General features: G+C 33.6%; 16 protein-coding genes. 12 read left to right on the top strand and 4 right to left on the bottom strand.

The genetic code is table 11. From position 1 onward, the window contains the following. Position 1: 1 nt before the first annotated feature. The 3 genes from porG to JE46_RS06600 form a co-directional block, all read right to left on the bottom strand. The gene (gene porG / locus JE46_RS06590) at positions 2-685 is read right to left on the bottom strand and encodes a type IX secretion system protein PorG (protein ID WP_031454469.1); all 684 of its coding nucleotides are present in this window, start codon (positions 683-685) and stop codon (positions 2-4) included. 173 nt (positions 686-858) lie between these two features. Continuing rightward, positions 859-1,746, bottom strand: coding sequence for an NAD kinase (locus tag JE46_RS06595; RefSeq protein WP_031454470.1), 888 nt, complete (start codon positions 1,744-1,746; stop codon positions 859-861). A gap of 87 nt (positions 1,747-1,833) precedes the next feature. Then, complete coding sequence (locus JE46_RS06600; protein ID WP_031454471.1) at positions 1,834-2,493, bottom strand: CBS domain-containing protein; 660 nt, start codon at positions 2,491-2,493, stop codon at positions 1,834-1,836. A gap of 116 nt (positions 2,494-2,609) precedes the next feature. On the opposite strand from JE46_RS06600, the gene JE46_RS06605 reads away from it, so the two are divergent. The 7 genes from JE46_RS06605 (at position 2,610) to JE46_RS06635 (ending at position 9,076) form a co-directional block, all read left to right on the top strand. Continuing rightward, entirely contained in the window at positions 2,610-3,323 is a 714-nt protein-coding gene (locus tag JE46_RS06605) for a pyridoxine 5'-phosphate synthase (RefSeq protein WP_031454472.1), read from the top strand. A 24-nt stretch (positions 3,324-3,347) separates the two neighbouring features. Further along, positions 3,348-4,112, top strand: coding sequence for an alpha/beta fold hydrolase (locus tag JE46_RS06610; RefSeq protein WP_031454473.1), 765 nt, complete (start codon positions 3,348-3,350; stop codon positions 4,110-4,112). A gap of 48 nt (positions 4,113-4,160) precedes the next feature. Beyond that, positions 4,161-4,508: a phage holin family protein gene (locus JE46_RS06615; RefSeq protein WP_031454474.1), complete on the top strand. Its 348-nt coding sequence runs from the start codon at positions 4,161-4,163 to the stop codon at positions 4,506-4,508. 112 nt (positions 4,509-4,620) lie between these two features. Further along, a complete protein-coding gene (locus JE46_RS06620; protein WP_031454475.1) occupies positions 4,621-5,946 on the top strand; it encodes a trigger factor in 1,326 nt (441 codons plus the stop codon). 314 nt (positions 5,947-6,260) lie between these two features. Then, positions 6,261-6,935 (top strand): ATP-dependent Clp endopeptidase proteolytic subunit ClpP, encoded by a 675-nt coding sequence (gene clpP / locus JE46_RS06625; protein WP_031454476.1) that lies wholly within the window; start codon positions 6,261-6,263, stop codon positions 6,933-6,935. A gap of 168 nt (positions 6,936-7,103) precedes the next feature. Then, positions 7,104-8,336 carry an ATP-dependent Clp protease ATP-binding subunit ClpX gene (gene clpX, locus JE46_RS06630; RefSeq protein ID WP_031454477.1) on the top strand — a complete coding sequence of 411 codons (1,233 nt, stop codon included), beginning with the start codon at positions 7,104-7,106 and terminating at the stop codon, positions 8,334-8,336. Between the two features lie 86 nt (positions 8,337-8,422). Next, positions 8,423-9,076 (top strand): murein L,D-transpeptidase catalytic domain-containing protein, encoded by a 654-nt coding sequence (locus JE46_RS06635; protein WP_031454478.1) that lies wholly within the window; start codon positions 8,423-8,425, stop codon positions 9,074-9,076. A 148-nt stretch (positions 9,077-9,224) separates the two neighbouring features. Here JE46_RS06635 and JE46_RS06640 read toward each other — a convergent pair whose 3' ends face one another. Further along, positions 9,225-10,190: a GlxA family transcriptional regulator gene (locus JE46_RS06640; protein WP_031454479.1), complete on the bottom strand. Its 966-nt coding sequence runs from the start codon at positions 10,188-10,190 to the stop codon at positions 9,225-9,227. 130 nt (positions 10,191-10,320) lie between these two features. On the opposite strand from JE46_RS06640, the gene JE46_RS06645 reads away from it, so the two are divergent. The 5 genes from JE46_RS06645 to JE46_RS06665 all read left to right on the top strand — a co-directional run bounded on the left by JE46_RS06645 (position 10,321) and on the right by JE46_RS06665 (position 12,498). Then, positions 10,321-10,731 (top strand): VOC family protein, encoded by a 411-nt coding sequence (locus JE46_RS06645; RefSeq protein WP_031454480.1) that lies wholly within the window; start codon positions 10,321-10,323, stop codon positions 10,729-10,731. A gap of 21 nt (positions 10,732-10,752) precedes the next feature. Then, a complete protein-coding gene (locus JE46_RS06650) occupies positions 10,753-11,157 on the top strand; it encodes an SRPBCC domain-containing protein (protein WP_031454481.1) in 405 nt (134 codons plus the stop codon). Further along, positions 11,158-11,565, top strand: coding sequence for a DUF1801 domain-containing protein (locus tag JE46_RS06655; RefSeq protein WP_031454482.1), 408 nt, complete (start codon positions 11,158-11,160; stop codon positions 11,563-11,565). Between the two features lie 22 nt (positions 11,566-11,587). Continuing rightward, complete coding sequence (locus tag JE46_RS06660; protein WP_031454483.1) at positions 11,588-11,992, top strand: SRPBCC family protein; 405 nt, start codon at positions 11,588-11,590, stop codon at positions 11,990-11,992. A 98-nt stretch (positions 11,993-12,090) separates the two neighbouring features. Beyond that, positions 12,091-12,498: a VOC family protein gene (locus tag JE46_RS06665; RefSeq protein WP_031454484.1), complete on the top strand. Its 408-nt coding sequence runs from the start codon at positions 12,091-12,093 to the stop codon at positions 12,496-12,498. Positions 12,499-12,500: the final 2 nt, after the last annotated feature.

Genomic DNA, 12,500 nt, shown 5'->3' on the forward strand with positions numbered 1-12,500 from the left:
TTTATTCTGCGCAATAGCAAGGTTTTTGTCCAAAGGTATATGTTAATGTTACTCCCGTAAAAACATACCAGTCATTATTATTTAAATTACCAAAACGATTATTAGTAAAGGAATCATTTTCAGGATTGCTTCCGTCTATGTTGTCTGTAAGAGTATATCGTGCTCCAACTTCAGCTGCTAAAACAAAATGACGGCTAATGTTTGATTTTATTCCTAATATTATAGGTATAGCAAAAGAGCCGGATGCTTTGTCTTTTTCAGTTATTCCATTTTCTATATATAATTCATCATATCTAAAATAATTGATACCTGAAAATATATAAGGTGTAATTTTGGTGTCTAAGTCATGTAAATTAAAGTCGAAGAAATTGAATTCTAACCCGGCAGAAAGTTCTTTTACGTTATTTTTAAAGTTGAAACCTCTTTTGTTTCGACTGGATTCTTCTGATTTTGAATCATTACCAGTTACCGTTGATTGGGTATAAGAAAAGCGATAGGAATGGCGTGGACTTTTGTTCCATTTGTATAATATCCCAAAAGCAAAATTTTCAGGAGCAATATAATTGGTTCTTCCAACGTCCCCTATGAAGTTGCTTCCGCCTAAAAAAACACCAATCTCATTAATTTGAGCATTCAGCGTAATAAAGGGGAAAAAACATAACAATAAATTAAAAATTTTCTTCATTTAATTAAAAATTGCGTGCAAATATAATAATTATCACTACTAATCAACGTTCCTTTAGTTAAATGTGTCTTTTTTTAGATTTACCTTATGATTTTGAGACATTTAATGAACATTAGATATGTGCAAAACGAAAAAAAGTACTCATATCGTATAATCGGAATTCGTAAAAGAGTTTAATTTCTTTTATCTTCTCCCCATAGTAATTTTTTCCTGAGTGTTTTTAAGAAAGTTTCTCCTGGAATTTCAACCATTTTAATTTTAAAATCTGTTTTTTTAATAGTTAAAACAGATTCATTTTTAATGGATGCAATTCTGGAATCCAGAGAAACTAAATATTGGTCTTCTCTTCCGGAAACACGAAGTTTAATTTCGGTATCATCAGGAATGACTAATGGTCTTGCGTTTAAATTATGTGGTGCTATTGGTGTAATTACCAGACTTTTTACATCAGGAGTTAATATTGGTCCGCCGCAACTGAGTGAGTAACCTGTTGATCCCGTTGGTGTTGAGAGAATAAGTCCGTCTGCCCAATAAGAGTTTAAATATTCGTTGTTTAAATAGGTTTCGACTGTAATCATCGAAGTCGTATCTTTTCGGCTAACGGTGACTTCGTTCATGGCGAAATTTAAATCATCTTCGATAGCGTCATTTTTAGGATCGCAGGTAAGGCTTAATAAGGTTCTTTCAGAGATGGTGTAATTTTTATCAATTACAAACTGTAAGAAGCTATCAATGCTCTCTTTTGGCACCGTAGCCAAAAAACCTAATCTTCCGGCATTGATTCCTAAAATTGGTACTCCTGAATTACGAGCCAGACTCGCTGCTCTTAAAATAGTTCCATCGCCACCAATGCTGAGCAGCATTTCGAAGCTGTTATCAAGTTTTGTTTTTGCAGAGAAAGTTTTGTATTCTTTTTTTATTAATTGTTTCTCATAAAGCATGTTAAGAAAGTTTTCTTCAATCACCATTTCGACATTATTGTTGTTGAAAAACACAAAAATATCTTTTATGATGGGTTCGGTACTGTTTTGATAATACTGTCCGTAAATGGCTACTTTCATTTTATTAAGTTAGATAATGAGAAAATTTGATACTGTGCCAATGTGAAAATTATCTAATTGACTCATTTTCTAATTGTCACATTATAATTATATATTAAGGTATTTGTCTAAGTAATCAGAACGTTCTTTTAGACTGTTAATGTAAGTGTCTTCCTGATGTTCTGAGATGATTTCGTAATTGTATCTTCTGAAAGTCTGAATGATTTCATTCATTGGTCCAACTCCAATTTTTACTGTAATTTGAACATTCTCTAAATCAGCTTCGGATATAAAGCAACCCAGAATTTTACCATTGTTACTTTCTACAATTTGCGTTACCTGAGCCATAGAATAATCTAAAAGGCCTTTTTGAACAATAATGATCCCTCCTTGTTCTTTTAAAAATGGGGTCTCCTGAAAAAATTTCATGATATCTTCCATTTCATAATATCCAATATAGGAATTGTTTTCATCAAGTACCGGAATGACATTAGTATGGTTTTTGGCAAAAATCTCTAAAACATCCAGCCAAATCATTGATTTTCTGGCGAAAAATCGCTCTAATGTATATTTGTAGTCAATAATTTTTTTATCAATATCAAAAGTTTCAATATCATCAGAAGCAATGCTTCCTATAAAGGTTCCGTTTTCTAAAACCGGGAAATGAGAAAAACTTAATTCAGCAAAAAAATCCTGAACTGATGCTATCGTTTCCTGACTGTCGATTGCTCTAAAATCGTTTGTGATATAGTTGGTAATTTCTGTCATAAGTGGTTTGAAGATATTTGATGCAAAATAATCAAAAAATAGCAAAAAACGCTACGTTTTACTTTGTATTTTTGTCTTTACAAATATAATGTTACTAGAATTAATAATCTATTTATATGACAAAGTTAAGTGTAAATATTAATAAAATTGCTACCCTGAGAAATGCTAGGGGTGGAAATGTTCCTGATTTATTAAAAGTTGCCAAAGATATCCAGAATTTTGGGGGTCAGGGAATCACCATACATCCACGTCCGGATGAGCGCCATATTCGTTATCAGGATGCCCGGGATTTAAAAGCAATTGTTACAACAGAATATAATATTGAAGGAAATCCACAACATAATTTTATTGATTTGGTATTGGAATGTAAACCAGATCAGGTAACATTGGTTCCCGATGCAATTGGTGCCGTTACCTCGTCTGCAGGTTGGGATACTATAAAAAATCAGGCCTATTTAACCGAGGTTATTCAGGAATTTCAAAGAAACGGGATTCGAACTTCAATTTTTGTTGATCCGGTTTTGGAAATCATAGAAGGTGCAAAAAAAACAGGTACTGACAGAATCGAATTATACACAGAAGCTTTTGCGCATCAATATGATTTAGGAAATAAAAACGGAATCGATCCTTATGTAAAAGCTGCAGAATTAGCAAATGAATTAAGTTTGGGTATTAATGCAGGACATGATTTAAGTCTTGATAATATTCAGTTTTTTAAACAAAACATTCCGGGATTATTAGAAGTCTCTATTGGTCATGCTTTAATTTCGGAAGCGCTATATCTTGGTTTGGATAATGTGGTTAATATGTATCTGAATAAATTGAAATAATTCTCCAGAATAAAAAATATAAATATGCTTTACTCAAAAATAGAAGGCGAAGGAAAACCATTCGTTATTATGCATGGTTTTCTGGGAATGTCAGATAACTGGAAAACACTTGCCGGACAATATGTAGAAGCCGGATTTCAGGTTCATCTTTTAGATTTAAGGAATCATGGACGCAGTTTTCATTCGGATGAATGGAGTTATGAGGCTATGGCTCAGGATGTGTTCGAATATTGTGAGACAAATCAATTGACGCAAATTGATATTCTTGGACATTCTATGGGTGGAAAAGTAGCAATGCTTTTTGCAACTACACATCCGGATTTAGTAGATAAATTAATTGTGGCAGATATTGGACCAAAATTTTACAAACAGCATCATCAGGATATTTTAGCAGGTCTAAATGCTGTTGACTTTTCTGTAAAACCAAGCCGAAATGATGTAGAAGAAATTGTAGCGCAATATGTTTCTGATTTTGGAACACGGCAGTTTTTATTGAAAAATTTATATTGGAAAGAACCCGGTCAATTGGCTTTCAGGTTTAATCTTCAGGTTTTTAATAATAATCTGGATGCAATAGGAAAGCCTTTGGCGGAAGGTTTGGTTTTTGATAAGCCGGCTTTGTTCATTCGTGGCGGAAATTCAGGCTATGTTTTAGATACGGATATTGATCAGATTTTGGAACATTTTCCGGATTTAAAAATAGAGACGATTCCTAATGCTGGACATTGGCTTCATGCTGAAAACCCTAAAATGTTTTTTGAGCTTACTAGTGCATTTTTGAAATCTTAATTTAATAATTTTAAAACTTTTAATTGAATTTTTAAACCAGAAAAAACCATGAAATTATTACTTAGACTCTTCGTTACTGCAGCTTTGGTTGTATTGTTATCAAACCTTTTGTCCGGGGTTCACGTTGCCAGTTTTGCTACCGCCGTAATTGTTGCAGTAGTTTTAGGACTGCTGAATATGTTTATAAAACCAATTTTGGTTCTCCTGACTCTTCCTGTGACAGTTGTGACTCTTGGTTTGTTTTTACTCGTTATCAATGCTGTTATTATTTTGTTGTGTACCAAAATAGTTGGAGGTTTTGCAGTCGATTCGTTTTTGACAGCATTAATTTTTAGTGTTATTTTGTCTGTACTGCAATCTATAACTTATAAAATATTAGGAGACGATAAAAAATAAAAATGCGAAGTACTCTAAAAACGCTTCAAATACAATACATTAAAAACTTGGTTGGGTTGCAAAAATTTTATAATTTTGCAACCCAATTTTATTATGTAAATTAAAGAAGAAGATGGATATTAAAAGAGTAGCAATAGACGCTGTAAACGAGACAATTGTATTGAACGTTGTTCATATGGATTACAAAGGTCAGGTAGCAAAAAGAATAAACGAAAAATTGCCTTTGGCACAAGTTAAAGGATTTAGAAAAGGACAGGTGCCTAAAGATCTTGTTGAAAAACAATACGGAAAAGGTATTAAACAAGAAGAAATTAAAAAAGTAGTTGATTTGGCTCTAGAGCGTTTTATTCAGTCTGAAAGATTAAATCTTTTGGGTACTCCTATTGCTAAAGAAAATGAAAACTTCGACTGGGATGCTGAAGAGTTAACTTTTGAATACGAAATTGGTTTAGTGCCGAACTTCGAAATTGATTTAGAAGCTAAAAATAATATCGTAAAATATATCGTTACTGCTGATGATAAATTAATCGACGGACAAGTTGAGCGTATCCAAAAACAATTTGGAAAAGCAAATCCTGTTGAAAAAGTTACTGCAGATTCTGATGTTACAGGAACTTTCGTAAATGCAGAGAACGGAATTGAAAACAAAACAACTTTTTCATTGTCAGTTTTCAAAGATAAAAAAACAGCTGATTTATTTGTAGGTAAAGAAGTTGGTGATGTAGTTACTGTAAACACAAAAGGTTTATTTGAAGATGATCACCAATTAATGGATTACTTAAAAGTAGGTCATGATAATGTACATGATTTAGCAGTTGATGTAACTTTTACAATCGAAGCAATCAATGTTTCTGAGCCTGCAGAATTGAACCAGGATTTATTTGATAAACTTTTTGGTGAAGGAAAAGTAGCTTCTCTTGAAGATTTGAAAGCTAAAATTAAAGAAGATGCAGAAGCACAATTCGCACAGCAGGCTGACCAAAAATTATTATTGGACGTTCAGGATTTCTTAATCGAAAACACAAAATTTGATTTACCGGCTGAATTCCTTAAAAAATGGTTACAGACTGTTGGAGAGAAAAAACTTTCTGCTGAAGAAGCTGAAGTTGAATACGCAAGATCTGAAAAAGGTTTACGTTTTCAATTGATTGAAGGAAAAGCAATGGCTCAAAGCAATATCCAAATTACATTTGAAGATTTGAAAGCTTTTACATCAAACGCAATCAGACAGCAAATGGCTCAATTTGGACAAACAAACCCAACTACTGAAGAAGTAGAAGGAATTGTGGCAAGAGTTTTATCTAATCAGGAAGAAGTAAAAAGACTTTCTGAGCAGGTTGTAGCAGCTAAATTGTTAGATTTGTTCAAAGAAAAAGCAAATCCAACAACTAAAGAGGTAACTTATGATGAATTTATTGCTGCGTCTTACGGAGAATAAATTTAGTCGAAAGTCAAAAGTTGTAAAGTCAAAAGTTGTGAAGTAGAGATTTATTAGTTTATTTCTAACTTTAAGATTTTATTCCAGATATTGAAAGATAAAAAATAGTTATATTTGAGCGTCAAAAAGATGATTTTTGACGCTCTTTTTTTAAGTTTTAAGCTTATGTTTTAAATTTTTATTTCATAAATTTCAAAACTTATGAAATATAAAAAGAAGACAAATTGACATCATTTATAAAAAGGTATGAACTTTGTTTAATTCGTTTAAAGTCATTTTCAGACTTTAGACTTTCAAACTTTTAAACTAAAAATATGAACTACGGTAAAGAATTCAAAAAATTTGCTACAAAGCACCAGGGAGTAAACGCCATGTACTATGACAAAATCATAGCGGCAATGAACCCAACCAATATGACTCCATATATTATTGAAGAGCGCCAGTTGAATATTTCTCAATTAGATGTTTTCTCCAGATTAATGATGGACAGGATTATCTTTTTAGGAACAGGTATTGACGATCAAATCGCTAATATCGTTCAGGCACAATTACTTTTCTTAGAAAGTGCTGATGCTTCAAAAGATATTCAGATTTATTTAAACTCTCCGGGAGGAAGCGTTTATGCAGGATTAGGAATTTATGACACAATGCAGTACATCAAGCCAGATGTTGCCACAATTTGTACAGGAATGGCAGCTTCTATGGGAGCAGTTTTATTATGTGCAGGAGCTGCAGGAAAACGTTCTGCATTGCCACATTCAAGAGTTATGATTCACCAGCCATCCGGAGGAGCTCAGGGAGTTGCTACAGATATGGAAATCAACTTACGTGAAATGTTGAAACTGAAAGATGAATTATACAACATCATTTCTCAGCATTCAGGACAATCTTTTGAAAGAGTACACAAAGACAGTGAACGTGATTACTGGATGAAAGCTGACGAAGCAAAAGAATACGGAATGATTGATGAAGTATTGAGAAGAGGATAATTTTTTTAACCTTCTAAGTTACTGAGATACTAAGTTTCTAAGTGTTCTTTGTAACTGAAATTCGAAAATAAAATAAAAATATTAAGCTGTAAGGAGTTAAGTTTTAAAGTTTTAATTTAAAAAACTTAGAAACTTATTATCTTTGCAGCTTAGTAACTTAAATAAAGAATGGCAAAAGTAGTATTAGAATGTTCGTTTTGTGGAAGAAAAAAGCCAGAAACTAATTTATTAATCGCCGGAATCAATGCGCACATTTGTGATAAATGTATTGAGCAGGCACACGGAATTGTTTTAGAAGAATTAAAATCCAGCGGAAGTGCTAAACTGGTTGGGGACTTAATTTTAAAGAAACCAAAAGAAATCAGAGCTTTCTTAGATCAATATGTTATTGGACAGGATCAGACAAAGAAAGTAATGTCGGTTGCGGTTTACAATCACTACAAACGTTTAATGCAGCAGCAATTAGACGATGAAGTAGAGATTGAAAAAAGTAACATCATCATGGTGGGGCAGACAGGAACAGGAAAAACATTAGTAGCAAAAACCATTGCAAAAATGCTGGACGTACCTTTGGCAATCGTTGATGCAACTGTGCTTACAGAAGCAGGTTACGTAGGAGAAGATGTAGAAAGTATTTTGACTCGTTTACTGCAGGCTGCAGATTATGATGTAACCAAAGCTGAACGTGGAATCGTATTTATTGACGAAATTGATAAAATTGCACGTAAGAGTGATAATCCGTCTATAACACGTGACGTATCCGGTGAAGGTGTTCAGCAGGCTTTACTTAAATTATTAGAGGGGACTGTTGTAAATGTACCGCCAAAAGGTGGCCGTAAGCATCCGGATCAGAAATTTGTTGAGGTGAATACTCAAAATATCCTGTTTATTGCAGGAGGAGCTTTTGATGGAGTTGAACGCATTATCTCTAAACGTCTCAATCGTCAGGCTGTTGGGTACTCGACGTCTAAAAATGCTGACAACATAGACAAAGATAATTTACTGCAATACATTATTCCGAAAGACATTAAAGACTTTGGTTTGATTCCGGAGATTATAGGTCGTTTGCCGGTTTTAACGCACATGGATCCTTTAGACAGAGAAACATTAAGAGCCATTTTAACGCAGCCTAAAAACGCATTGGTAAAACAATATCAGAAGTTGTTTTTAATGGATGAAGTGGAATTTAGTATTACAGATGAAGCTTTAGATTTTATTGTAGATAAAGCTTTAGAATATAAATTAGGTGCCCGTGGATTGCGTTCGTTATGTGAAGCAATTTTAACTGATGCTATGTATGAATTGCCAAGTTCTGACGATAAAGTTTTATCAATAGATAAAGATTATGCAGAGCATACGCTGAGTAAAAATTTATTGAAGCGTATGGAAATTGCTTCATAATTTAAAATAATATTTTTCTAAAACCTGTTCATTTGAATAGGTTTTTTTTATGCTTTTAATTTTGTTTTTCTATGTAAATTGCAAGCATGAAAAAAACGGTTTTTATAATTTGCGCCTCTCTGTTTTGGTCTTGTAATCCTAAAGGAGATAAAGAAAAGAGTGTTTTGGCTAATGAATCTAAAAGTGAAATGTTCACTAAAGAAAAACCTCGTGCCGTAACTGATTATAGCAATTTTTATAAAGAGGCACAGCAATATTGTAAAGACAATAAGCTGAATCAGGAAAAATTTATTCTTATAGATTTAGGAATACATTCAGGTTTAAAACGCTTTTTTGTTTATGATTTTAATAAAAATGCTGTTGTAAAATCGTATATGGTAAGTCATGGTTGTGCTGATAATCGTTGGGGCGGAACAGAGTCCAAAGAAAATCCGGTAATCAGTAATGAATTCGATTCGCATTGCTCGTCTACAGGTAAATATGTCATATTGAACCGAGGCGTAAGTCAATGGGGGATTAAAGTAAATTATGTCTTGCAGGGGAAAGATAAATCGAACTCAAATTCGGCAAAACGTGCTATAGTCCTGCATTCCTGGGAAGCTATTCCTGAGAATGAAGTTTATCCAGAGGGGACTCCTGAAGGCTGGGGCTGTCCGGCTGTTTCTAATGAAAGTATGAAGGAAATCGATGAAATACTAAAACAGCATAAAAAAGTTTTGATGTGGGTTATAAAATCCTAATCATTTAAGAGGTTTGTTTTGAAAACTAAATTTTCTTTTTAGCCCTGATCGAAGCGGTATCCTCTGGCTGCGGGGTTCGCAGGCAGAGATATAGCGCAGAGCAGGACGAGAGGTAATTTTGAAAATGAAACTTCTGCTAATAAAAAAATTACCGAACCCTAAACTTCTCCCGATATTCAATGGGCTTCATGCCTACCATTTTATAAAATACTTTTCTAAAAGCTTTAGGGTCATTATAACCGGTTTTTTCGATGATCTCAGAAATCGAAAGCTGCGTTTGTTCGAGATATTTTTTTGAACTTTCGACCCGTATATTTTGAAGATATTCAATGGGCGGTATACCGGTGACTTGTTTGAATCGCCGTGTCATGTTTCGGGTGCTGGTGGGAATATCTTTGGTGATTTCTTCTAAGGTTTCAATTGTACTGTATTCGTTTTCAATCTTCTGCTGCAATCGTGCCACTAAACTGTCATTATGTAAATGATTGGGCCTGAAAGTGCTGAAATAGCTTTGTTTGTATCGGTTTAAGTCGATTGAAAATATTTTAGCAATCTGTACAGCGACTTCGTTTCCGCAATATTTCTGAACCAAAAGAATTAATAAATGAAACGTTGAGGTAGAGCCGCCGCTGGTGTACAAACTGCCATCTGCGGTAAGTGTTTCTTCGGGTTTTAATTTTACTAAAGGAAAAGCTTTTGTAAACGCGCTGCAGGCATCGACATGTGTGGTCGCGAGTTTTTCGTTTAGCAAGCCTGAAGCGGCAAACAAAAATGCACCGGTGCAAAAACTGGCCAGTTCAGTTCCCGATTGATGATGCTTTTGTAACCACGGAATGAAATTACAGTTTTTGGCAATCATCTCACCCATATTTTCGGTAGTAAAAGCAGGAATTAAAATCAGGTCTAAACTTTTATTAAATGTTTCGATAGAATTGACTTCATACCCAAATAATTTTTTTTCATTGATTTGTTCAGCCGACTGGAAAACCATGATTTCAAAAGGTTTTTCAGCTTCTGTATTCAGTTTATTGGCAGTTTCAAAAACTTCCAGAATGGCTGCTACACTCAGTAATTTGTAGTCATGCCCCAAAATTAGCCCTAATTTCTTACTCATGATTTTAGCTTTTACAGTATTACTAAGATATGAATTTTGTCTTAAATGACCCTAAAGTTGACTTTTATTGTCGTTTAAAACTGGTTTTGAAATTTTAAATTTGTGTCAGATAATTTGTAATTTTATAAATATGGAAACAAAAATTTTCTTAAATCTTCCTGTGAAAGATTTAAATAAGTCGATATCATTTTTTACACAATTGGGTTTTTCGTTTGACCCAAAATTTACAAATGAACAAGGAACCTGCCTGATAATTGGTGAAAATATATTTGCAATGCTTTTGGTCGAAGAATTTTTTAAAACATTTACTCAAAAAGAAATTTGCAATACAACGGCAAGCACAGAAATGATTGCTGCTATTTCTGTTGAAAGTAGAGAAAAAGTTGATAAAATTATTATGGCTGTTGTTAAAGCTGGCGGTAAACTACACAATGAAGCTAAAGATTATGGCTGGATGTATCAAAGAGATTTTTTTGATTTAGACGGACATCACTGGGAGATTTTCTTTATGGATGAAAGCCAGATTCCGCAAGAAGACTAATCCTTTAATTTAGGTATTCATATGATAACGGTACAAACCAGTGTTAATGCATCAATCGAGAAAGTTTGGGAATTCTGGACGACTCCAAAACACATTCATAAATGGAATAATCCTACTGATGACTGGCATACACCAGCTGTAGAAAATGATGTGAAGGCCGGAGGTAAATTCAAGTATACAATGGCGACAAAAGATGAAAGTATTTCTTTTGATTATGAAGGAATTTATACTAAAGTCGACAAATTTTTAGTTATTGAATATCAGCTTGTTGATAACAGAACAGGAAGCGTTCAGTTTGAAATTCAGGATGATATAGTGAAAATTACAGAAATATTTGAACCTGAAAAGACCCATCCTGCAAGTGAGCAAAAACAATTTTGCCAAAGGGTTATTGATAATTTTAAAAAGTATACTGAAGCTAATTAAATGACAAAACAATCAAATAAGAGCAGCGAAGTAACTGAATTTCTGAACGAACTAAATCATCCGTTCAGAAAAGAAATTGAGGAATTGAGAGATCACATTTTAGTATCAAATAAAAATCTGACTGAAAATATTAAATGGAATGCACCAAACTATTGCTTTGAAAATGAAGACAGAATTACAATGAGAATTCAGCCCATGACAACAAAAGTGCAACTGATTTTTCACAGAGGAGCAAAAAAACAGGAGCAGCCAAAAGACAGATTGATTGCCAATAAAAGTAAAATGTTAGTATGGAAAGAAAACGACAGGGCAGTCATAACTTTTAAAAATAGTCAGGAGATTAAAAAAGGAAAAGACGAGTTGGAGAAAATTATAAACGAATGGATAAAACCAACGGAAAATAAGTAAAATTTTAAAACAGAGAACTACAATGATTACAGTAAAAGCAACAATAAATTCTTCAATACAAAAGATTTGGGAGTTTTGGACTTCACCGGAACATATTACAAAATGGAGTTTCGCATCTCCGGACTGGCATACACCTTACGCAGAAAATGATTTGAGAGAAGGTGGCAAATTCAAATCGACTATGGCGGCAAAAGACGGCAGTATGAGTTTTGACTTTGGAGGAGAATATACTTTGGTAAAACAAAATGAATCCATTGAATACATTATGGACGATGGAAGAAAGGTTGAAATTAGTTTCAATGAAATACCAAACGGCGTAGAAATAATAGAGAGTTTTGATCCAGAAACACAAAATCCCGAAGAAATGCAGCGCGGAGGATGGCAGACCATTCTGGATAATTTTAAAAATTACGCTGAAAATAATTAGTTTTCTATGTTCAGAGCAACAGATTTGTAGAGATTAAAAGTTAATTCATATCAAAGATTAAGATTTAAAATAATTGTTTAACAAATAAAATATCAAAAATGACAAAACAAATATGGTTGAATCTGCCAGTGAAAAATGTAGCAAAAGCAAAAGAGTTTTTCTGGAAAATAGGTTTTTCTTTTAATGAACAGCATGACACCCCAACTTCGACTTGTATGGTGGTGGGTGAGGGGCATTTTGTAGTGATGCTTTTTGAAGAATCAATTTTTGAAAGCTTTTCGCAAAACAGTATTACAGATACTAATGCCGGTTCTGAGATTTTGATTTCGATTGATGCTGAGAGCCGTGAAGAAGTGGATGAACTGGCCCAAAAAGTACAGGATGCAGGAGGAACTGTTTTTGCGGCTCCGACAGAAAGTCAGGGCTGGATGTACGGTTGTGGTTTTGCAGATTTAGATGGCCATCGTTGGAATGTCTTATTTATGGATTTTAGTAAATTATCATAATT

Source organism: Flavobacterium chungangense LMG 26729 (assembly GCF_000735715.2).
In the GTDB taxonomy this organism is placed as follows: Bacteria; Bacteroidota; Bacteroidia; order Flavobacteriales; family Flavobacteriaceae; genus Flavobacterium; species Flavobacterium chungangense.